This is a genomic window from Streptomyces globosus, from assembly GCF_003325375.1.
GTDB lineage: Bacteria > Actinomycetota > Actinomycetes > Streptomycetales > Streptomycetaceae > Streptomyces > Streptomyces globosus_A.
Genome location: NZ_CP030864.1, coordinates 486,506 through 507,001 on the forward strand (window position 1 = coordinate 486,506; position 20,496 = coordinate 507,001).

The window sequence follows — 20,496 nt, forward strand, 5'->3', positions numbered from 1 at the left end:
CAAGTGGAACAATGCAGTTCAGGGAAGCAAGCCATGGATCTCAACCTGCTGCGCGTGCTGGACGCCCTGCTCCAGGAGAACAGCGTGACCCGAGCCGCCGAGCGGCTGGGCACCTCGCCCGCGGCGGCCAGCCGGGCACTGGCGCGCCTGCGCCGCACCGTCGGCGACCCGCTGCTCGTCCGCGCCGGCCAGGGGCTGGTCCCCACCCCGCGCGCCGTGGAACTGCGGGCTGAGGTAGACGCGCTGCTGCGCAGCTGTGACAGCGTGCTGCGGCCCGGTGCCGGGTTCGACGCCGCGCACCTCCAGCGCACGTTCACGGTGCAGGCCGCCGACCTGCTCCTGGTGGGCGTGGCCGGCGGTCTGACCGAGCGGATCCACGCGGAGGCCCCGCAGGTGGACGTCGTCTTCCTGCCGGAGGCGGTGGAGGGCGGCCCGGGGCTGCGGCAGGGCTCGGTGGACGTCGAACTGGGCGTCCTCGGACACCTGGACCCGGAGATCCAGACCCGGCCCCTCACCCGGATGCCGCTGGTCGGCATCGCCCGCAGCGGGCACCCCCTCTTCGACGGGCCGATCGACGCCCACCGCTTCGCCGCAGCCGACCACATCGGCATCTCCCGACTCGGCAAACGCCTCGGTCCCATCGACAGCGCCCTCGCGGAACTCGGACTGCGCCGCCGGACCGCAGTCGTCGTACCCAGCCACACCAGTGCGATGATGCTCGCCCGGGACACCGACCTCGTCGCGCTCAGCCTGGCCGGCTGGCTCCCCGACACCGTCTCGGCCCTGGGCCTGCGGACGTTTCCCGTCCCCCTCGACCTGGAACCCTTGCACCTCGGAATGGCCTGGCATCCCCGCAACTCGGCCGACCCCGGACACCGCTGGTTCCGCGAGCACGTCGCGTCCGCCGTCCAGACCGACCGGGGCGAGCCCCACCCGCGAGCCGTGGACGGTCGCGCCTCCTGACCGGGGGCGGCCGTGCGGGGCCCTCCTCAGCCGCACGACCCGTGTCCGGGATTCGGGGCCAAGGCCCCTCGGGGGCCCGCCCCGGCATCCCTCCACTGCCGGAAGCGGTGGTGGACCGTCGATGCCGAATCGTCACCGCGTGCGTCCCTCGGCGCGGCGCCGGCGTGCGGTCCCGGGGCAGGTGGCGTGGGCGGGACGTGAACTGCCGCCGCGGGGCGTCGGAGCCGTCACACGGCTCCCGGGCCGAAGCGGTTCCGGTAGGCGGACGGCGAGAGCCCGGTCTCGCGGCGTAACAGGACGCGGAGGTTGGCCGGGGTGCCGAGGCCGCTGTGGCGCGCGATCAGCTCGATGCGGGACTCGCCGCGCTCCAGCAGCCGGCGTGCCAGGGTGACGCGTTCCCCGGTGAGCCATGCGAGGGGAGTGGTGCCCAGTTGGGCGCGGAAGCGGCGGTGGAGCGTCGTGGTGCTGACGGCAGCCCGCGCTGCGAGGTCGGACACCGTCAGCGGGGTGTCGAGCCGTTCCTGGGCCCAGGCCAGGACGGGTGCCAGGGACGCGTCGGGTACTTCGGGCACGGGGCGTTCCACGAACTGTCGCTGTCCGCCGTCGCGGTGGGCGGCGAAGACCAGGCGCCGGCTGACGTCGTTGGCCGTCTCCGCGCCGTGGTCTCGGCGGATGATGTGCAGCCCGAGATCGAGGGCAGCGGCGCTTCCTGCCGAGGTGAGGATGTCCCCGTCGTCCACGAACAGCACGTCGGGCTCGACGAGGACGCCGGGGAAGCGGGACCGGAGCGCGTCCACGCACTGCCAGTGCGTGGCGACACGGCGCCCTTCGAGGACGCCGGCCTCGGCGAGGGCGAACGCACCGCTGCAGAAGGAGACCAGCCGTGCGCCGCGCGCGTGGGCCCGGCTGATGGCGTCGAGCACCGCGGGCCGGCGCGGCGCGTGCACGTCGGGCCTGCTGAGGATGATCAGGGTGTCGGCCGCGTCGGCCGCCTCCAGGGCGGCGACCTCCGACAGCGCGAAGAAACGGTTGCGCATGGAGGTGTGGGTGTCAGGGGCGCAGAGGGTGAACTCGTACAGGTCCCTGCCGAGTTCGGGCCGGGGCAGGCCGAAGAGCTCGATGGCGCAGCCGAGTTCGAACGGATTGGTGTTCTCGTCGACGAGCGCCGCGACCCGGTGTGGGGCTGCCGTCGTTGCGGCCTGCAAGAATCCTTTCGGCATGTGCCTGTTCTAGCACTCACGCCGGCCGCCGCCGGCATCGGAGGATGGGTTCCTGCCGCGGGGCGAACCGGGCCCGCGCCGGCGGGCGGGACGTGCGGGAAGCGGCCTTTGGCCCGGCTCCCGGCCCGAGGGTCCCGCCGCCCTCTCCTGCCATTCTGCTTTCCTCCGAAGGGACCTTCCGTGCGTAAAATCCAGCGTGCCGTCGTGGTGACAGGGCTCGTCACCGGCCTGTTCGCGTCCGTTGCCTCGCCGGCCTCCGCGGCCGGCGTCTACACAGTCAGCGCCAACACCGAGCAGGGGGCCTTCATCCTGCAGATGTGCGCGGAGTTCGAACAGCAGGGGACCGGTTGCACGGTCACGTGGGACACCTCCACCTACCAGACCTCGCACGCGGCCGAGCGGCCGGTCGGAGACACCGCCTTCAACTACAGCACGCAGGTACTCACCCACTCCATGAGCTGGTCCGACACCGTGGGCAGCACGGACAGCCTGGCGGTGAGCGCCAGTGCCAAGACCCAGCTGTGGAAGACCGTCGAGTTCGCGGTGACCACCACCTACACCAAGACCTGGTCGCGCTCCAGCACAGTCACGCAGACCAACAGCCTCCCGGTGCCCGCCTGCAGTGTGGGCTGGCTCAGCCGCGCCGCCGAGATGGGGCACGCGACGGGGCAGTTCCGGCTCCAGTTCAGCAAGAGCCACACGTTCAAGATCCACGGCAAGAAGTACCGGGCGTTCGTCGTCACCGACGCCGACTTCACCGCGCCCACCGGGAACGGCGCCCTCATCGCCCGCTCGCGTCCCATGACCGACCAGGAGCGCGCTTCCTGCACCCGCTGACGGCGCAGGGGCGGCGGCGCCGGCCGAGCCACCGCGTCCGGCGGCGAGCGCGGCCGTAACGGCGGCGACGTCGGGCAAGCTTGCGGGCAAGCCGCGCTGAGGAGTGTGTACGGCACGAGATCCGACGATTGTGCGAGTTCTCCGGCGTCGGGATCCGTGGGCTGAGGGCGTGCAGCACTCGCTTCCCTTGCCGGGTGAGGGTGGTGAGTCCGGCGTTGCGCGGGACGGTGGCGTGTTCGCCGGCGCCGACGGGGGAGGTGCGAGCGTGGGTGGCCAGTTGGCTGGTGGTGCATGCCGGGTGCCCGGCGATCACCAGCAGGACCACGGCCGGTGTCCGGCCCAGCAGTGCGCGCAGGGACGCGGGTGCGTCGGTCAGGGTGCGTGTGGTGGATCCGGCGGCTGCCGCGGCGGCGTGGGCGCTGTCCTGGACGGGGAAGGTGATCCAGGGCTGCCCGTCGTCTGGGTGATCGCAGGCGGGGTGGTGGGCGCCGAGAACGGACGGGGTGAGCAGCAGCCCGCGCCCCGCGAGATGCACGTCGTCGTCGCGGCCGGAAGCCGCCGTCACATGCGGCACTGGCGATTCAGCAGGAGGCGGAGGCCGCAGGCCCGGCTGGGGCGTCCCGGCCGGGCCGGCGACAGGTGGTCAGGCCGCGTCCGCATGCTCCTCGACGGTCGCCGCGACGATCGTCCGCAGGGACTCGGCGAACAGCCGCGAGATGCCGGGCAGGAACTCCGGCTCCGACAGCGCCTTGCGGTCCGCCGCCCGGCTCAGCGTCCCCCGCAGGGTGAAGGCGAACCCGCCCTCGCCGTCCTCACCGACCTCGTTGACGATCTCCGTGACATCGGGATCGCCGTCGGGCAGGAAGGTCATCCGCCCGTGTTCGGGCTCGTAGACGACGCGTTCGCGGATGCTGCCGCCGCCGCGGGTCTCCGCGCTGTACCTGATCTCGCGGACCATGCCCTCGTCGGTGCTCTCCAGGACGGTGCACTCGGCGATGTAGGGGACGAACGCGGCCGGGGCTTCGGCCTTGTGCCGCATGCTCCGCCAGACCCCCTCCCGGGTCAGCCCGGCGGGCGTGGCCTCGTCCTCGGGCCTGCGCAGCGGAACCGTCCAGCTCAGTACGGTCATCAGGCGCTCGCACCTCCGTCCGCGACGAGGTCGTGGCCGACCACGAAGCTCGACTCCTCGGAGGCCAGCCACAGCACCGCCGCGACGACCTCCTCGGGGCGGGCCAGGCGGCCGAGCGGGATGCCGCCGGAGAGGCGGGCGTCCCGCTCCTCCGCGGTCTCGCCGGGGAGGAAGGTCATCCGGGTGTCGGACGCGCCGGGGCTGACGGCGTTGATGCGGATGCCGTCCTTGATGTGGTCGAGGGCGGCGGCGCGGGTCAGGTTGCTGACCGCGGCCTTGGAGGCGACGTACGGGGCGACGCCCGGGTAGCGGACGTGGTCGCCGATGTTCGAGCTGGCGTTGATGATGACGCCGCCGCCGTTCCCGCGCATGTGGTTGATCTCGTGCTTCATCGAGAGCGCGACGCCCGTCAGGTTGACCGCGATCACCGAGTGCCAGGTAGCGTCGTCGGTGTCGCCGAACGGGGCGGGCGCCGGGAAGATGCCCGCGTTGTTGTGGGCGATGTGCAGGCCGCCGTGGCGGGCGACGGCCGTCTCGACCATCGCCCTGACGGAGGCGGAGTCGGTGACATCCACGCCGACGGCACTTGCCGTGCCGCCCGCGGCCTCGATCAGCTTGACCGTCTCCACGGCGTTGTCGGGGTTGAGGGAGGCGGCGACGACGGTGGCGCCGCGGGCCGCGAAGGCCAGTGCGCTGGCCCGGCCGATACCTGAACCGGCACCGGTGACGAGGACGACCTTGCCGTCGAAGCGGGAAGTGGTCTCGGTGGTAGGCATGAAAGAGCGATCCTCGTGTGTCGTGCAGGGTGGGAACGACCGCCGCGGCGCGGGCGGAGGCGGAACACCGTTGTAAGGAGTGAAAGCGCCTGGCGCCCCTTCATGCTGCAAGCCCCGTTCCGGCCTTTTCCAAGACGCTTCCGCGAATCCGTCAGGTCTTCCTGGGCCTGCTTCCTCTACCTGACGCATTCCTGAACCGGGCTTGCATTCGCGTCGCCCCTGCCCCGCTGGCCGCCATCCCGGCCCTCATGAAAGCGGTGGCCTGTCGTACCCGGACCGGTACTGCGCCGCGAGGAGGCCGGTCGGGCGATCTACGTCACGGGCGGCTTTCCGCTTGCCCTGCCGGGTCAGGTTCTTCTGTCGGCGCGGGGGCTTGCGGCCTTGCAGGCCGAGCTCGGCCGTGATCTGCGCGACGGTGTGCACGGTCGGCACGCCGGCAGTCACGGCGCTCGGCCGCGGTGCGAACTCGTTCATCAGCCTGGGGTTGTGGCGGAGAGGCAGGCCCGCAGTTCGGTTTCGCCGGCGTTGCCGCCGGTGCACATGATCGCCACGCGCCGGCCTGCGAGGCCGTCGCGCGCCGCGAGGAGCGCCGCCAGCGGTGCGGCGGCGGCCGACTCGGCCACCGTACGGGCATCGCGCATGAGCAACCACTGAGCCCACCGGAGGTCGTCATCGTCGACCAGTACGAAGTCTGCGAGGTGGTCGCGCAGCAGGCGCTGCGTCAGCTCGAAGCCCGACCCGGTGGCCAGACCCTCCGCCGACGTGTTGTTCGTACGCTCGACACAGCGGCCTGAGCGCCAGGAGTCGTGCGCGGCCGGTGAGTTGCGGGACTGCACCGCGATGACGCGGCAGCGCGGGCTGATCGCTGACGCCACCAGGCATGCGGCGGCGGCGCCGCTGCCGCCTCCGACCGGCACGATGATCGTGTCGAGGTCTGGTTCCTGCTCGAAGATCTCCAGATACGCCGTGGCCACACCCGCTATCAGGTCCGGTTCGTTCGCCGCGCTGACCAATCGCATCCCACGCCGAGGGGCGAGCTGTTCGGCGTGGCGGCGGGCCGCGTCGAAGTCGGCGCCGGCTTCGACCAACTCGGCACCCAGACGCCGCACGGCCTGGGCCTTCAGAGGATTCGGGTTCTCCGGCATGACGATGGTGCACGGGACGTCAAAGAGCGCCGCGGCATAGGCGAGGGACTGCGCGTGGTTGCCGGTCGAGTACCCGAGAACACCCCGCGCACGCTCGCCCGGATCCATCGCGGCCAGCAGAGCGACGCCTCCTCGGACCTTGAAGGCGCCGGTCGGCTGCAGATTCTCGTGTTTGACGAGCACACGGACGCCGGCGCCGACGGCGGCGTCGAGCGCCGGGTAGGAGAGCAGCGGGGTCGGTGACAGGTGTGCGCGCTGCAGACGACGCGCGCGAAGGACATCGGAGATCGTCGGACTGTGCATGACGTCATGCTGTGTACCGGACGACCCATAGCACAAATGCCAGCTTTCGATGAGTCCATTGATATCGTCGATGAATGTTCGACGAGAACCGGCTCCGGGTGTTCGCCGCCATCGCTCGCGAAGGCTCGGTGACGGCTGCCGCCACCGCACTGCACTATGCGCAGCCGTCGGTCAGCCACCACCTCGCCAGGCTCGAAGCCGAAGCCGGTGTACCGCTCGTCCAGCGGGCAGGCCGTGGCATCCGGCTGACCGAGGCCGGCCGGCTGCTGGCCGATCGCGCGGAGGAGATCCTCGGCCGTATCGATTCGGCCCGGACCGAACTGGCCGCCCACGCCGGGCTCAGCACCGGACGCGTGCGCCTCGCGGCGTTCCCTTCCGCGCTCGCCACCGTCGTACCGACGGTGGCCGCCGCCTTCGGCGCCGCGTACCCGGACATCGAACTGGCACTCATCGAGGCAGAGCCTTCGGAAGCGCTGGCGGCCCTGCGGCGCGGCGAGGTCGATGTCGCCTTCACCTTCCACCATGGTGACGGTCCACTCAGTGACCGCGAGGGCCACACCGTGACGCCGATCCTCCACGAACCGATCTACATCGTCAGCCGGGCCGGCGGATCCTGGCCTGGTCCGCGCACCGACCTTGACACCTACCGGGGGCAGCGGTGGATCGCCGGCTGCGAGCGGTGCCGCACGCACCTCCTGTCAGCGTGCGCACAGCGCGGCTTCACTCCTGCGATCGCCTTCGAGACCGACGACTACGTCGCAGTCCAGGCACTCGTCGCCGCCGGCCTCGGCGTCAGTACGCTGCCCGGCCTCGCCCTGCGCGCTCATCTCCACCCCGGCGTGAGGATCGACCGCCTGACGGACGACCACCGCTTCGTCGACGCCGTCGTCTACGGCGCACCACCGGCTCCGGCTCCGGTCGAAGCCTTCGTGAAAGTTCTCAAGGACACCGCCGTCCAGCCCACCCCATGGCCCTGAAGCCTCCAGCCAGTCCACGCGCGGGACGGACGTGTCGACGGCGCTGCCGAGGTGGAAGGCCGCCCAGAGGCCCGGCGAAGGACACTGTCCGGCCTGCGCACCGTCCGGGCCGGCGGCGAGGACGATGCGCAGGCCGCGTCCGCGCGGGGCGAGTTCGGTGAGGTCCACGCGCGCCACTGACGTCTGGAGCAGCCACGTGACGGGGGTGGCCTCGAAGACCAGACCGCTGACCGTACCGGCGGAGGCGATGAACCGGGCGGTGGCCGACATCTCCTCGCCGGCCAGGATGACGGTGCCGGTGACGGTCAGCGCGGACGGGTCGGCGGTGGCCCCGGTCAGGACCAACTGGCGTTCGGGCAGGTGCTCGAAGGTGGTCGATTCCTCGTGCCAGGCCAGTCTGCTGGTGTCGAGCTCGAAGAGGCCTGACGCCTCGGTGGGAAAGAGCGCGCGCAGCGCCTCGACCGTCAGTGCCATGGGAAACAAACCCCGCAGGTGAACGTCCGTTCCGGCTACAACAGGTGACGCTATAGGGACGGAAAGTAGCATCCCATGATTTTCCCAAGAAGCCGCACCCCCTACGAGACCGGGCACCGCACCCCTCCCCCGGCCCGATGCCCGCCCAACCAACGGCCGAACAGCGTTGCGGCATTCGGTGCACCCGGCGGGGCAGACCCGGCCCGCTGCGGTGCGCAGGCTGGGGCCGCTTGGCGGCCGCGGTATCGGCACAGGTCCTCGCCGGCTGTTCCGTGCAGGCAGATCAACCGAGCGGGGGGTGTAGGCGCTGGGCGTCGGGGGGAGGAAGCGGTCGGGCTTCCGAACGGAGCCGGTGGCGGTCTGTGTACGGACCGCCGACAGGCTGGACTAGAGGATGATCATGGCTCGTGGCACAGTGAAGTGGTTCAACGCCGAGAAGGGCTTCGGTTTCATCGCCCAGGACGGGGGAGGGCCGGACGTCTTCGCGCACTATTCGAACATCGCCGGGGGCGGCTACCGGGAGCTGCGCGAGGGTGAGGCGGTCACCTTCGACGTGACCCAGGGGCAGAAGGGCCCCCAGGCGGAGAACATCATCCGCTCCTGACTCCCCGGAAACCGCCCGGCGCCTGCATGCGCGGGCGCCGGCCGCCGCAAGCCGGCGCAACGAGCAACCGGGTGAACCGCTGCGTGCACCGCGCGGTTTGTCCCAGTCGGGAGAAGTCGCGAAGTGTGAGCGGAGGGGGGCACATCCGGAGGCGTGTGAGGGTCCGCCCCTGGAGTGCGATGTGTGCGGACGGCGATGTGGCAGGTGGCATCACGGACGCCGGCGGACCAAGGAGAGGATCTCCACTGAGCCGCACGCCCAAGCCGGAGCCGACTGCTCCCGTGTCCTGACTGCCGGAACCGTCCGGCCCGTGATTGTTTTGGAGGCATGACAGGCAAGGTTCGTGCCCGTGTACTGCCGGCCTCGCAGCGCCGTTCCCTGGACGAACTGACACAGGATCTCATCCTGTCGACCGGGGACACCGCATCCAAGCGCTCGGCCTTCTGGACGATGCTGACGCTGTCGTCGGTCATCGCGGCAGGCGGGGTACTCACCGACTCGACGGCGACGGTGATCGGCGCCATGATCATCGCGCCGCTGTCCACACCGATCATGGGGATCGCTCTGGGCTCGGTGCAGCGCCGCCGCACCGGGTCGGCCGCGATCGTCCTTCTCGCGTGCCTGCTGGTGATCGCGACGGGAGTCGTCATGTCGGTGGCCTTGCCGAGCAACTACGACCTGCTGTCGAACAGTCAGATCTCCTCACGGACGTCGCCGGGCCTGATGGACCTGATCGCCGCCCTGGCGACCGGCTTCGCCGGAGCGGTGGCGCTGGCCCGCCGCGACGTCGCCGCCGTGTTGCCCGGCGTCGCGATCGCCATCTCCCTCGTCCCGCCTCTGGTGGTGGCCGGAGTGTGCCTGGGGCAGTTGTCGGGGTGGCTGGCACTGGGCGCGCTTGCCCTGTTCGTGTCGAACCTCTTCGCCCTTGTCTTCGCCGGCATGGTGGTGTTCGCATCGCTCGGTTACGCCGCGGAGGCGGACAGGGCAGCCGGGCGCCCCGCCAGGGGGGCATCTGTCGCCATGGCCCTGCTGTTCGTTGTCGTACTCGTTCCGCTGGCTGCCAACACCACGGCCACGCTGCTGCTCAACGCCTGGACCGGCCGCACCAAGGAGGCTGCGGAACAGTGGCTCGGGGAGGAGCCGGACGCGACCGTCACGAGCGTCGAGGCGGCCTCCCGGACGATGTACATCCACGTTCGCACCCCTGGAGAACTCCCGCCGGTGAAGTCCCTGCTCGACCGGCTCGACGGACGGATCCCGGACGGCATCCCCGTTGTGGTGGACACCTCACGCGGTCGGCGCATCGACGCCGGAAGGGTCGGCGGCTGAGCGCGGCGCCCGCATCCTGCCCTACCTGGTGCTGTTCCAGCTCGCCCTCCCGCTCGCCGCCCCCTCATAGACGCCGTGGACCCCTACGGGCCCACCACCGCAACATCCTCGGTTCCCACCATCGCCTGGGCCGCGTTCTGCCTCGCCCAACTCGCCCTCGCCGCCTACGCCCTGCGCAAGGACGACGGAGCAGCGCGACCTATGGCTCGTCCCGCACCATCAGATCCTCTACCGGACGGGCCTGTGCCTGGTCACCCTCCACGCCCTGGCCACTGCCGCCCTCGGAGCCGCTCCCCGATGGCACACCCCCGCAAGCACCCGGGCGAAACCCCGACAGCAAGCAGCCACGCTGTAACCCTCCCGCAAGGACCCGTGGTTTCGGCGCTGCACGGGTCCGGCGCCTGGTCCCCTGTCCCTGTCCCTGTCCCTGTCCCTGCCCCTGGTGCGGGTGCCGCGCGTCCTCGGTGTCGGTGGCTTGGCGCTCAAGTGCCGCCACCGCTACGCGACTGTCCTGATCGATGCCGAGACCGGTGAACACATCGACGTACTCCACTCCCGGGCCGCGGCGCCGACGCCTTGGAGTGGTGGCTGCGCGGGCACCCCGGCGTCGGCTCCGGCGCCTACGGGGAGGCCGTGCGCCGGGCCCTGCCCGAAGCGGTGCAGGTCAGCGACCGCTGGCATCCGCGGAAGAACCTAGCTCGCCGGCCCCGGCCCCCCGCGCGCGTCGGCGTGCGCAACGGTGATGTGGGTGTGGGCGCCGGGAGACTCGAGTTCGTCGACCGCCGCGACTGCCAGGTCCTCGGCGCTGATCCACGACCGGCCGTCGTCGGTGGTGAGCATCGTGGTGGTGCCGCGCCGGTAGCGACCGGTGCGGACGCCGGGCTCGAGCAGGGCGGGCGGGCTGAGGTAGACCCAGTCGCCGTGGGCGTGGTTCCGGCAGGCGCGGAGTTGGGAGACTCCGGCGGCGGCGACCGGCTTCAGCGCGTCCGGCACGTAGGCGGGGTCGTCGGCGACGAGGATCTCCTCGTCGCCGGGGCTGCGCAACGCGCCCGCCCCGCCGACCACGAGGACGCGGATTCGGAACTCCGCGGCGATGTCGAGCACCGTGCGGGTGGTGCTGACGAGGAAATCCTGGTCGACCGGTTCGGTCCGCAGCGCCACGACGACGGCGTCTGCGTCGGGGCGGCCGGCCGAGCCGGCGAGAGCCTCGCGCAGGGCGCGGGCGTCGGCCGCGTCCACGGGGACGGAGGTGACGCTCGGGTGCTCGCCGGCGGGTCTGCGGGACAGGGCAAGGACCCGGTGCCCGCGTCCGAGCGCCTCCGAGATCACGCGGCTGCCGACCATCCCGGTCGCACCGAGCACGGCAATCGTCCGGGGTGTGCTCGGAGCGTCCGCCGTCATCGGAGCCTCTGTCCTCGTCGCCGCGCCAGTCGTGGAATCGGTCATCATCGAATCTGCTCTTCTCGTGGGGGAACGGGAACGGAAAGGGGAGCAACCGCGGGTCGGCGGCGGCGCGCCGTACGGCCGGTCAGGTCCGGCGCGGTGAACTGGGCGGCGAGCAGCGCGGTCAGGGCGACGACGAAGCCGAGGGATTGCAGGGCGCCCAGCGACTCGCCGAGCGCGACACCGACGCCGGCCGCGACGAGCGGGGACAGCAGCACCAGCGGCGCGGACGCACCGACCGGCAGCGTTCCGAGCCCGTGGAACCACAGGGTGAAGGAGATCAGCCCGCCCATGCTGCCGAGCCACAGGTATCCGGCGGCGGCTCCGCCGTCGATCCGCTCCGGCATCCCTTCGAATGCGAGGACCAGTGGAAGCAGCAGCAGTCCTCCGAACGTGAGTTGCCAGCCGGCAAGGGTGATCGGGCCGACCCCCTGGGGCCGTCCCCATCGTTTGGCCAGAACCACGCCGCCGGCCATGCCGGCCGTGCCGCCGAGGCCCGCGAGGATTCCGACGAGGTCGAGGCGGGCGCCCGGCCCGAGCACGACGAGTCCGACGCCGACCACCCCGATCACGCCCCAGCCCAGCCGCCAGGCCGATGGCCGCTCGTGGAGCACCGCGACGGCCAGGGCCGCGACCAGGAGCGGCTGCGCGGCGCCGAGGGTGGCGGCGACGCCACCGGGAAGCCGCTCGGCCGCCAGGAACAACAGAGGGAACAGGGCGCCGATGTTGAGCGCCCCGAGCACGGCGGCCTTCCACCACCAGTCGGCGCGGGGCAGTACCCGGGTGATTGCCAGCGCGAGCAGCCCCGCGGGCAGCGCGCGCACCAGTCCGCCGAACAACGGATGCCCGGGCGGCAGCAGTTCGGTGGTCACCGCGTAGGTCGTGCCCCAGGACATCGGGGCGAGCGCGGTCAGGGCGACGGTCGTCGCGCGTCGCGCGGACGCGGTCCGCGGCGAGCCCGTCGACCGCTCGGTCGAGGTGTGCATGCGGTGAAGTCTCGGGCCCCCACGGCCATGCATCCAAAGCATGATTGAGATGCCAGCCATGAACTGGGACGATCACCGGGTGGACCTCCAGCAGATGCGGTACGTCGTGGCCGTCGCCGAAACCCTCAACTTCACCCGCGCCGCCGAGCGATGTGACGTGGTGCAGTCCTCGCTCAGTCACCGGATCGCCGGCCTGGAAAGGGAGTTGGGCGTCCAGCTGTTCGCCCGCTCCAGCCGTCGCGTCGAGCTCACCAGCGCCGGTGTGGCCTTCCTCGTCGGTGCGCGCGAGTGCCTGGCCGCCGCCGACCGCGCGGTCGCGGACGCCGCCGCGGCGACCGGCGTGGTACGGGGCCGGCTCGCGGTCGGCGTCATTGTGACCACCGCTGCCGTCGACGTGCCCGACCTGCTGCGGCGCTACCGGGACCAGCACCCGCACGTCAACGTCCGCCTGCGCGCCGGGGGCAGTGACGAACTGGTCGCCGCGATCCGCACGGGCGAACTCGACATCGCCTTCCTCGGCCTGCCCGAGGGGGAGGAACCGCCAGGGGTGGAGAGCCTCGTCCTCGACCACGACGCGCACGTGCTGGTGGTGGCCGCCGGGCACCCGCTCGCGGGTGCGTCGCGGGTCGCGCTGCGGGAGATCGTGGCGGAGACGTTCGTGGACTTCACCGAGGGCACGCCCGCCCGGGCCCAGTCGGACCGGGCGTTCGCCGCCGCCGGCCTGGCCCGGGACGTCGCATACGAGGCGGGGTTCGCCGAACTGATCCCCCGCCTCGTCGCGCGCGGGCTCGGCGTCGCGATGCTCCCCTCCGCCTTCATCCGCCCGCTGGCCGCCGCCGACCCCGAAATCGCCCTGGTGCCGCTCGTGGACGGTCCCCGTCGCATCGAGAGCCTGGCCTGGAGCCGGTTCAACCCCAGCCCGGCCACCCGCGCCATGCTCGACGTCCTCGGAGTCAGCGCCACTCCACGGCCAGGGGCCGGACCCGCCGCCGACTAGCTTGATCTTCCACCTGTGCGGCGGGGGCGTGGGATGGTCGACTTCTTGTTCCGGGCCGTCGTGGTGCCGGTCTTGCGGGGTGTGTGGACGTCGTGTCGTGGGGTGGGCCTGGCACGAGCCTTGTCCGGGATGCGCATACCCCACCAACGATCCCCAGAACGGGAAGCGACACGTTGATGATCTGCAAGCCTCCAGGCTCGCTTTCCCCGGCCCTGTGGCAGTGCCGGGTGCAGCTCAGGGCACGCAGGCCGGCGTCTACGGCTTCGCGCCGGTGCGGGCGGTGGCCGGCGCCGGGCTGTCGTCCCTCCCCACCGAGGAGTGCAGCTTGCCCAGGAGGCGGCCCGCGCCGTGCTCAGCGAGCTGCCGGGCCCGGTGGAACACGTCGGCGTCGAGCACCGGCCGGATGCGCACCCAGGAGCGAGCGACGGCCACCGCCCAGGCGTCGATCTCCTCCGCCACCCGCTCCAGCAGGCGCGGCACGTCGCCGTACAGGCCGCCGATCCCCGGCCCGAGGCGCACCTGCTCGTCCCGCAGCCGGCCCGGCTCCCCGCGGACCCCGGCCGGCGGATGTGGCCCGGATCGCCGCGAGCTCCTCCTCCGGTGTCGGGGACGGACCGGCCGGCGCGGGATTGAGGAAGCCAGGAGCGTACTGGGTATCGCCTTCCTCCCGGTCGACGGCCGCCCGTCGAGCCGTGTCGTGCCGGCTCGCCGCGCGGGCGCCGCCGATCCGCTTGCCGACGCGGCGGCCGCGGCGGCCGCGAGGCAACCCGTCGCTGGAGTCGGCCATGCCACGGCCGCGGCCTGAGCCGCAGGGCGAATCTCCGCCTGGTCGGGACGCGACCCGTTCTCGGCCCGCGGCGAAGGACCGGACACGGGGTCCGGCACCGGCCCGTCACCGACCGTGCGGTCAGAGCTCAGGCCCTGCGGGACCAGCGCCGAACAGCGTGACTTCCACGGCATCGCCGTCGCCCGGGACACCTCTCCCGGCGCGTGCGCGGCCGGGGTCTTCGTGATGTCGACCCCAGCGGCCGCATTCCCCTGCGCTGAGCGCTGACCACGATCGAGCGGTACCAGGCCTCGCCCTCGCCGAAGACCTCGCGCCGCCCCGGCGGACCCCCTTTCACGGCACCGGTGTCGGCTGTCCGAGGGGCGTCGCGGTCCCGGCGCAGGAAAGGCCCTCGCCGAGTCCGGCCGCGATGCGCTGGCGCTCGGGTGGCGGTACCTACGCCGCTGGTCGGGTGGAGGCGACCCCTGGGCTGGCGTTCATCCTGCTGCGGCTTGCCGAGGACCTCATCTGGCCCGTCACGGCCGTGGACGGAGAGGCCGCCGACCTGTGCGCGGACTCTTTCGTGCTGGACGAGGTCGGGTGCGTGCTGCTGTCCGCGCTGCGGAACTGGGCGCGCGACTCCGCCACCACGGCGGTGCCCGGCATCACCCGCAGCATCATCCGCTTCATCGAAAACGTCATCCCCGAGCCCGACGACCACGGAGACACCCACGCCACCCTGGAGGCGATGCGCGACGAGCACCTGGCGCTGGCGCACGCGGCGCTGGCTTTATTCACGGGTTATGGCTCTGGCTCAGCTTCCCGGCTGAGTGACGCTCCGTTACAGCTGGACGTCGAAGAGAGCGATGGACGGGGGTGGCGGGGCAAGCACTGCGCGAAGGCGCGTCAGTATGGCTCGCCACTGCTTCCAGTCCTCCGGGTCGACCCAGTTTGAGGCGGGCCCATCCTCGTCGTCGACGACGCGGGCGAGGGCTTCGTCGGCGAGTACCCGAAGGTCGGGAGGGAACACGGGCATGGGCTTTTCCGGGCCGTAGGACATGTCGACGGGTTCGCCTCCTGGGCACTGCGCCCCGATCAAAGCGGCGGCGGCCACCGCCTCTTCCGCTTCCGTGAGATAGCCGGTTGCGTCGATCGTCCGGACGAGGACGCCTCGGATCAGGGCTTCACGCGCCTCGGGCTCGGCTTCGTCGAGCGCGTTGGCGAAGTCCGCGGCTGTGTCGTTGTCGAAGGGACCGGTATCCCAGGTGCCCATGCTGATCTCCTTGCGTATGGTCGCCCGGATCCTCGCATCAGGCACTGACAACACGACTACGGGGCGAGCAGGACCCGTTTGCGAAGAAGGCCGAAGCCTGCGCGGCCGAACATCTGGCGCTTGAGCATCTTGATCCGGTTGACGTGTCCTTCGACGACTCGGGAGTTCCAGGGCAGCGTCAGGCCGGCGATGACGGCGTCGCGGTCCCGGTCGATGCCGGCCGCGAGAGTGTGGAGGCTGGGCAGGTCGTCCTGGCGGACGGCGTCGAGCCACTGAGGGAGTCGTTCACCCTGGCGTTCGGTAAGCATGTGGGCGAAGGACCGGACGTGACCGGTCAGGGCATCGAGTGCGGGGCAGTTGGCCAGGACGGCCTTGAGCCGGAGCTGTTCGATCTCGGTCAGCGTCTCGGGTTGGCTGAGGATCCATCGCGTCACCACGCGGGGTGCCGGCGGTTGCGCGGTGACCGGCCGTGGCGAGGTGCGCTTCTCTCGCAGGTAGGCGCTGACCCGGCCGAGCTGCCGCGATAGCCCAAGGGAACGATCTCCTCCCAGAGCTTCCAGGCGTTGGTGCAGCCCTCGTCCCAGCGTTGGTCCAGGTAGGGCTTGTACTCGTCGAGGACGGAGGTCCTGCTGTGCTGCCACTGGCCGCGGAAGAGATCTTCCGGCTTCGCAGCGTCGGCGAGGCTCTTGACGGTGCGGTGGGTCATCTGGAGCTGACGCCCGATGGAGCGGCGGCTGTGGCCGGCTTCCAGCAGCGCGTGGACCGTGGCATGCCGGGCTCGGACGCGGTTGGCGAACCGCTCGCTCCGCCATGGCGAGTCCGTCTTCTCCTCGGGCGGCGCGGGTTCGTCGGCCTTCGCCACGGGATCGGGGACCAGAACCCGAAGGCACTGGCGGTGGCGGGCCACCGCACGCTCAGCGGCTTCCCCGAGGTTGTGCCATAAATGCCAGCGGTCCGCGACCTGCGTCGCCTGGGGTGCCCCGGCTGTGGCGCCTTCCGCGAAGAACGGCGCGCGGTCCCTGCAGACGACCTCGATCCCTGGCCGCTCGGCGAGCCAGGCGGCCAGGCTTGATGCCTCTCGATCAGGCAGGAGATCGATCGGTCGACGGGTCTCGACGTCCACCAGGACAGTGCCGTAGCGGCGGCCCTTGCGGGTGGCGTACTCATCGACGCCGACCACCCGAGGAATCGGCACCTCCGGCTCGGGCAGCGCCTCGACCAGGCGCAAGACCGTGCTCCGGCCGATGGACATGCCAAGCACGGCAGCCAGGCGGGCGCCGGCTCGACCAGCCAGGGCGAGGCCGACGGCGGTCAGGATGGAACGCAGTCGTTCTGTGCGCTGGCCGTGTCTGCGGGTGAGACCGGATATCTGCTCCACGAACGTCCGACGCGGGCACTTGGTGTTCCCGCACCGGAACCGCCGGACCCGCAGCTGGAGTACGACGCTTCGTCCGGCGCTCGGGACATCAGCGAGAAACCGCAGGTAGGAGCTGTGAACCCGGGTCGAGCAGACTCCGCATTCCGGGCAGGCGGCGCCGGCCGTGGTGCACTGCGCGTCAAGGCGCACCTTCTCCACGTCCACGTCCACCGACCGCACCGCGATGTCCGCGATCGCCGGGAACAACAGCGCCTTCAGCTGGGGTGCAACGTCGTCCACGACCCGGACTGTCAGCCCAGCGGCACTGACCACCGTCCATTTCCGGGCGACTTCGCATACCGCCCGGAGACGCTCAGCCGTCAGTCACCGTGGCCACTGCACGAAAGCTGAGCCAGAACCATTTGAGGTTCTGGCACAGATCTTGGGGAGTGGTCACAGATGGTGACAGTGAGCTCTTTCAGAGCGGCCACTGATCGGGGGACGGGCCAGCTTCCCGCAACGCACGAGGCTCCTGTGCTGTTGAGAGAGGTGGTCGACGTCTCAACTCATCAGCGCAGGAGCCTCGTTGGTTCCCTATCCTGCCGACCCGCCTCACCAGCGTGCTCTCGTCGCCCTGGTCTACCTGCGCCGGCACGACCCGCTCGGCAGATCGCCGCCGGCTTCGGCATATCCGTCGGCACCGCCCAAGCCTACGTCAACACCGTCGTCGGCCACCTCTCCCGCCGGGCGCCCGGCCTGCTGCGGGTCCTGCGGGAGACCGATCCCGAGCACGTACTGCTCGACGGGACGCTCGCCGAGTGCGACCGGGTCGGCGACAGCCGGGCCGACTTCTCGCAGAGGCACCGCCGTCACGGGGTGAACGTGCAGGTCGTGGCCGATCCCGCGGGCAGGCTGCTGTGGATCTCGCCCGCACTTCCCGGCCGCACCCACGACCTGACCGCGGCCCGCACCCACCGCATCATCCGGATCTGCGAACGCCAGGGCGTTCCCGTTCTCGCCGACCGCGCCTACATCGGCGCCGGCTCCTGGGTGACCACGCCGGTCAGACGGCTCCCGCACCAGCTCACCGCGACTCAGCAGACGATCAACCGGGCCCTGTCGGTGGCACGGGCGCCAGTCGAACGAAGCGTTGCGACACTGAAGTCCTGGCGCATCTTCCGTCGAGCCCGCTGCAGCCCCAACCGCATGAGCGTCATCGCCGCCGCCGTCCTCACCCTGGAGAGGCAACGCTGAAAACGCTCAGTGTCATTCGATGGAAAACGGGAGTCATGAGTCCGGATACGTGAGTGCAACTTGGTCACCAAGCCGCGGTCGCAAGCGCCTACGGCGCCGTGTGCCCCTGCACTATTCAGGGTGAAGAACGCAGGGGATCCCCGCCAGGCTTTCGTTCAGCTCCCGAGCTCCCAGGGCGAGGCGTTCGTCAGGATTCCGCGTCAGCTCCTCACAGAGTCGCATCGCGTCGTCGCGGTCGCTGGCGTAGATGGCAAATGCATCGCGGACCGCGGTGTGGATCCAATCGCCATGGTTCGGGCTGGCGATTGCCAGCGCGGACGCGACAATCAGCAGTCCAGCCTTGTCCTGCCGTCGAAGCAAGGCTTCTGCGGTCACCCGTGTGACAAAGGTGTCTTCGCGGTCGAGCACCAGCTCCAGCAGCGGATCGACAGCCTCCTCCATTTCGGCAAAGCTCGCCAGACCTCGACCGGCGTCCGCCCGGTCCCCAGAGTCGCTGCTTCGCCCGAGTTCGCCAAGGGCCACGACAGCAGCACGCCGCAGGGCACTGTTCACAAGCTTGCCCACCCCTCCCGCAAATTTCGGCAAAAGTAGCACCACGGCCCCCACGGCCGATCGGGGGCCTCCACGGCGACTGCCCACCGCCAGTGGGGGAAACTCAGCCTCCAACCGGCTCCGTACTCACTGGTCAGCCCCACTCGCGAACCCCCGAGTGGGCACCCTGTCGGGATTTGCGCGACCGGCTTCGAAGGCGTCGACCAGCGGCAGGGGACACTTCCGCGAGAAGCTACTGAAGCAAGATCATCTTTTCGGAGCAGTTCACATCCGGCTCGACCGTAGAGCTGTCGCTTGATCTTCTTGCTCCGGTTCACGGCACCCTCGATGCTGCCCGAGCTCCAGTCCAGGGTGAGCCCGGCCGTCACGGCGTCAAGGTCCCGGAGCAGGTGGAGTGCGAAGCCGGTGAGGCCGGGTTGGCTTGCGTCGACTGCGTCGATCCAGGTGGGGAGCCTGGCGCCGAGGCGGCCAGTGAGTGTCTCGCCGAAGGCGCGGACATGTCCGGCAGCGGTGTCCAGTTCGGGGCAGCGTGCCAGGACATCCTTGAGGGCAGCGTGGTCGGCCTCGCTCAGCGCGGTGGGGTGCCGGGTGAGCCAGCCGGTCACCTGGCGCACCGTCGGGGGCCGGGGCGGCGCGCCGGCCGGAGCCCCGCGGAGGGTGGCGATGTGGGCGCGGACCATTTGGTGGGTGACGGGTGCGTTGTCGGCGACGAGTTCCTTGTGGAGGTGGGTGACGCTGGTGCATCCGGCGGTGAATCGGCGCTCCAGGTAGGGCTTGTAGGGGTCCAGCCTGCTGGGTCGGGGCCGGTTGTCGCGGATGGTGTCCTGCCAGCGTGCGGCGTTCGCGTACCGGAGGACGGTGTTGAGGCCATAGCCCAGGTGCCGGGCAATCGCCCGGCGCGAGTGACCTTGAGCAAGAAGTTCGTGGACCAGGGCGTGCGCGGCCTTCTTGCGCTCAGCCCGTCGGCCGACGGGCGCCGGGTCGTCCTGCGGTCGGCCGGAAGTCAGTCGGGTGGCCTCCGGCAACATGCTGCTGGGCGAAGTGTCGCGCAGGCAGTCGCGATGGGCGGCAACGCAGGTTTCCACGGCTCGGCCGAGGCCCTGCCACAGGTGGAACCGGTCGGCGACCTGCAGAGCGTCTGGGGCACCGCGTCGTGCTCCCTCGGCGTAGGCGCCGGCCCGGTCCCGGCAGAAGATCTTCACTCCGGGGTGGCGAATCAGCCAGGCGGCCAGCGGCCCGGCCTCGCGGGTCGGGAGCACGTCGACCACGTTGATGGTCTTCGACGCTGGTCAAGACGGTGGAGTAGGTCTGGCCGCAGCGGATCGCGAAGTCGTCCACGCCCAGCACGCGCGGAGTACCGCACTGCGGATCGGGCAATGCCATGACCCTCCGTAACAAGGTCATCCGGCCGGCTCCGAATCCCAGCTGGGCCGCCAGCCGGGCGCCGGCCCGGCCGGCCAGCGCGAGCCCCACTCGCTCCAAGGCGTGGTTGAGCCGCGTGGTGAACCGTGCGTGCGGGGCAGCCAGCTGCGAGAACGGCTCTGCGAACGTCCGGCGCGGGCAGTCCGCCGACCCGCAGATGAAGCGCCGGACCGTCAGCAGGATCACAAAGCCCTGCTCAGCGAGCGGAAGGTCCTTCAGCCTGCGCTGGTAGCGGTCGTGGACTCGGTCCGAGAAACGGCCGCAGTCCGGACACACAGAGCCGGCCGCGCGACCTCTCGCCGCCACCTCGACCGTGCCGAACGCGGCTGTGACCGCCTCGACATCCACATCGTCGATTCCGTCGAACACCAGCGAGTCCCAGAACGGTGCATCGGTCTGCATGACCAGCACCATCACCGGCCACAACCAGCTGCAGCAGCGGCCGACAGACACCTGAGGGAGCGTCAATTTTAACCGTTGGATGACAAGGCGTACGCCGTCTCACATGAACCCGCCTCCTCACAATCGAACACCGAGGCCACCTCCGCGACCGCTCCCCAAGCTCTGTGCCAGAACCGAGAACGGAAGTCGTTTGTCGATGAGCGCGGGAGGCACCCCGAAGGCGACCAAGTCGATGTTCACGAGTTCGGGTTCTGGCTTACTTTCCGTGGAGGGCTGACTGAGTGTGA

Annotated in this window: 18 protein-coding genes and 4 pseudogenes; 9 read left to right on the plus strand and 13 right to left on the minus strand. The window is 70.9% G+C overall.

The features are described 5' to 3' along the window. Positions 1-33: 33 nt before the first annotated feature. Positions 34-963 (plus strand): LysR family transcriptional regulator, encoded by a 930-nt coding sequence (locus C0216_RS32910; RefSeq protein WP_114059429.1) that lies wholly within the window; start codon positions 34-36, stop codon positions 961-963. 227 nt (positions 964-1,190) lie between these two features. Here the strand turns inward: C0216_RS32910 and C0216_RS32915 are convergent, their stop codons facing one another. Continuing rightward, the gene (locus C0216_RS32915; protein ID WP_114059430.1) at positions 1,191-2,183 is read right to left on the minus strand and encodes a helix-turn-helix domain-containing protein; all 993 of its coding nucleotides are present in this window, start codon (positions 2,181-2,183) and stop codon (positions 1,191-1,193) included. A gap of 180 nt (positions 2,184-2,363) precedes the next feature. On the opposite strand from C0216_RS32915, the gene C0216_RS32920 reads away from it, so the two are divergent. Further along, on the plus strand, positions 2,364-3,020 hold the full coding sequence (locus tag C0216_RS32920; protein ID WP_162793392.1) for a hypothetical protein: 657 nt from the start codon (positions 2,364-2,366) through the stop codon (positions 3,018-3,020). 643 nt (positions 3,021-3,663) lie between these two features. Here the strand turns inward: C0216_RS32920 and C0216_RS32925 are convergent. From C0216_RS32925 to C0216_RS32940, 4 genes are all read right to left on the minus strand, one after another. After that, positions 3,664-4,149, minus strand: coding sequence for an AtaL-like protein (locus C0216_RS32925; protein WP_114059432.1), 486 nt, complete (start codon positions 4,147-4,149; stop codon positions 3,664-3,666). Further along, positions 4,149-4,925, minus strand: a complete 777-nt coding sequence (locus C0216_RS32930) for an SDR family NAD(P)-dependent oxidoreductase (protein ID WP_114059433.1) — start codon at positions 4,923-4,925, stop codon at positions 4,149-4,151. The genes C0216_RS32925 and C0216_RS32930 overlap by 1 nt, the downstream gene beginning before the upstream one ends. Positions 4,926-5,171: 246 nt before the next feature. Then, complete coding sequence (locus tag C0216_RS32935) at positions 5,172-5,399, minus strand: hypothetical protein (RefSeq protein WP_114059434.1); 228 nt, start codon at positions 5,397-5,399, stop codon at positions 5,172-5,174. Further along, complete coding sequence (locus tag C0216_RS32940; RefSeq protein WP_114059435.1) at positions 5,399-6,373, minus strand: threonine ammonia-lyase; 975 nt, start codon at positions 6,371-6,373, stop codon at positions 5,399-5,401. Before C0216_RS32940 ends, C0216_RS32935 begins: the two co-directional genes overlap by 1 nt. 74 nt (positions 6,374-6,447) lie before the next feature. Here C0216_RS32940 and C0216_RS32945 point away from each other — a divergent pair, with 74 nt between their 5' ends. From C0216_RS32945 to C0216_RS34875, 4 genes and pseudogenes are all read left to right on the plus strand, one after another. Further along, positions 6,448-7,350 (plus strand): LysR family transcriptional regulator, encoded by a 903-nt coding sequence (locus C0216_RS32945; RefSeq protein ID WP_114059436.1) that lies wholly within the window; start codon positions 6,448-6,450, stop codon positions 7,348-7,350. Positions 7,351-8,224: 874 nt separating this feature from the next. Next, positions 8,225-8,428 (plus strand): cold-shock protein, encoded by a 204-nt coding sequence (locus C0216_RS32955; RefSeq protein WP_114059438.1) that lies wholly within the window; start codon positions 8,225-8,227, stop codon positions 8,426-8,428. Positions 8,429-8,755: 327 nt separating this feature from the next. Next, positions 8,756-9,757 carry a DUF389 domain-containing protein gene (locus C0216_RS32960; protein WP_114059439.1) on the plus strand — a complete coding sequence of 334 codons (1,002 nt, stop codon included), beginning with the start codon at positions 8,756-8,758 and terminating at the stop codon, positions 9,755-9,757. 421 nt (positions 9,758-10,178) lie between these two features. Continuing rightward, positions 10,179-10,453 (plus strand): annotated as a pseudogene (locus tag C0216_RS34875) (ISL3 family transposase); the annotation flags it as partial. Here C0216_RS34875 and C0216_RS32970 read toward each other — a convergent pair. Together C0216_RS32970 and C0216_RS32975 are read right to left on the minus strand one after the other, a co-directional pair. Then, entirely contained in the window at positions 10,451-11,158 is a 708-nt protein-coding gene (locus C0216_RS32970) for an NAD(P)-dependent oxidoreductase (protein ID WP_114059440.1), read from the minus strand. The pseudogene C0216_RS34875 and the gene C0216_RS32970 sit on opposite strands and share 3 nt — an antisense overlap. 44 nt (positions 11,159-11,202) lie before the next feature. Next, positions 11,203-12,186, minus strand: coding sequence for an EamA family transporter (locus C0216_RS32975; RefSeq protein WP_114059441.1), 984 nt, complete (start codon positions 12,184-12,186; stop codon positions 11,203-11,205). Between the two features lie 79 nt (positions 12,187-12,265). Between C0216_RS32975 and C0216_RS32980 the strand changes: the two genes are divergently transcribed. Next, complete coding sequence (locus C0216_RS32980) at positions 12,266-13,183, plus strand: LysR family transcriptional regulator (protein WP_114059510.1); 918 nt, start codon at positions 12,266-12,268, stop codon at positions 13,181-13,183. Positions 13,184-13,438: 255 nt separating this feature from the next. Here C0216_RS32980 and C0216_RS32985 read toward each other — a convergent pair whose 3' ends face one another. Further along, positions 13,439-13,702: a hypothetical protein gene (locus C0216_RS32985; RefSeq protein WP_114059442.1), complete on the minus strand. Its 264-nt coding sequence runs from the start codon at positions 13,700-13,702 to the stop codon at positions 13,439-13,441. A gap of 719 nt (positions 13,703-14,421) precedes the next feature. On the opposite strand from C0216_RS32985, the gene C0216_RS33760 reads away from it, so the two are divergent. Then, a complete protein-coding gene (locus C0216_RS33760) occupies positions 14,422-14,904 on the plus strand; it encodes a hypothetical protein (protein ID WP_162793393.1) in 483 nt (160 codons plus the stop codon). On the opposite strand, the gene C0216_RS33000 is transcribed toward C0216_RS33760, so the two are convergent. Together C0216_RS33000 and C0216_RS33005 are read right to left on the minus strand one after the other, a co-directional pair. Continuing rightward, a complete protein-coding gene (locus C0216_RS33000) occupies positions 14,791-15,222 on the minus strand; it encodes a DUF4259 domain-containing protein (protein ID WP_114059444.1) in 432 nt (143 codons plus the stop codon). The two genes, C0216_RS33760 and C0216_RS33000, sit on opposite strands and share 114 nt — an antisense overlap. A 56-nt stretch (positions 15,223-15,278) precedes the next feature. Then, positions 15,279-16,879 (minus strand): annotated as a pseudogene (locus C0216_RS33005) (ISL3 family transposase). A gap of 307 nt (positions 16,880-17,186) precedes the next feature. Between C0216_RS33005 and C0216_RS33010 the strand changes: the two are divergent. Beyond that, a pseudogene (locus C0216_RS33010) lies at positions 17,187-17,833 on the plus strand (transposase family protein); the annotation flags it as partial. A 111-nt stretch (positions 17,834-17,944) separates the two neighbouring features. Here the strand turns inward: C0216_RS33010 and C0216_RS33015 are convergent. The 3 genes and pseudogenes from C0216_RS33015 to C0216_RS35425 all read right to left on the minus strand — a co-directional run. Continuing rightward, a complete protein-coding gene (locus tag C0216_RS33015; protein ID WP_246043030.1) occupies positions 17,945-18,397 on the minus strand; it encodes a hypothetical protein in 453 nt (150 codons plus the stop codon). Then, on the minus strand, positions 18,382-19,653 hold the full coding sequence (locus C0216_RS34885) for a transposase (protein WP_246043031.1): 1,272 nt from the start codon (positions 19,651-19,653) through the stop codon (positions 18,382-18,384). The genes C0216_RS33015 and C0216_RS34885 overlap by 16 nt, the downstream gene beginning before the upstream one ends. A gap of 364 nt (positions 19,654-20,017) precedes the next feature. Continuing rightward, positions 20,018-20,221, minus strand: a pseudogene (locus C0216_RS35425) (ISL3 family transposase); the annotation flags it as partial. Between the last annotated feature and the right edge of the window lie 275 nt (positions 20,222-20,496).

What these genes read in the sequence shown, in the direction of transcription:
- C0216_RS32915 (WP_114059430.1), bottom strand. Translation starts at nt 2,183, where the DNA reads ATGCCGAAAGGATTCTTGCAGGCCGCAACGACGGCAGCCCCACACCGG.
- C0216_RS32960 (WP_114059439.1), top strand. Translation starts at nt 8,756, where the DNA reads ATGACAGGCAAGGTTCGTGCCCGTGTACTGCCGGCCTCGCAGCGCCGT.
- C0216_RS32970 (WP_114059440.1), bottom strand. Translation starts at nt 11,158, where the DNA reads ATGACGGCGGACGCTCCGAGCACACCCCGGACGATTGCCGTGCTCGGT.
- C0216_RS32955 (WP_114059438.1), top strand. Translation starts at nt 8,225, where the DNA reads ATGGCTCGTGGCACAGTGAAGTGGTTCAACGCCGAGAAGGGCTTCGGT.
- C0216_RS32925 (WP_114059432.1), bottom strand. Translation starts at nt 4,149, where the DNA reads ATGACCGTACTGAGCTGGACGGTTCCGCTGCGCAGGCCCGAGGACGAG.
- C0216_RS32930 (WP_114059433.1), bottom strand. Translation starts at nt 4,925, where the DNA reads ATGCCTACCACCGAGACCACTTCCCGCTTCGACGGCAAGGTCGTCCTC.
- C0216_RS32945 (WP_114059436.1), top strand. Translation starts at nt 6,448, where the DNA reads ATGTTCGACGAGAACCGGCTCCGGGTGTTCGCCGCCATCGCTCGCGAA.
- C0216_RS33000 (WP_114059444.1), bottom strand. Translation starts at nt 15,222, where the DNA reads ATGGGCACCTGGGATACCGGTCCCTTCGACAACGACACAGCCGCGGAC.
- C0216_RS32935 (WP_114059434.1), bottom strand. Translation starts at nt 5,399, where the DNA reads ATGAACGAGTTCGCACCGCGGCCGAGCGCCGTGACTGCCGGCGTGCCG.
- C0216_RS32975 (WP_114059441.1), bottom strand. Translation starts at nt 12,186, where the DNA reads ATGCACACCTCGACCGAGCGGTCGACGGGCTCGCCGCGGACCGCGTCC.
- C0216_RS32940 (WP_114059435.1), bottom strand. Translation starts at nt 6,373, where the DNA reads ATGCACAGTCCGACGATCTCCGATGTCCTTCGCGCGCGTCGTCTGCAG.
- C0216_RS32910 (WP_114059429.1), top strand. Translation starts at nt 34, where the DNA reads ATGGATCTCAACCTGCTGCGCGTGCTGGACGCCCTGCTCCAGGAGAAC.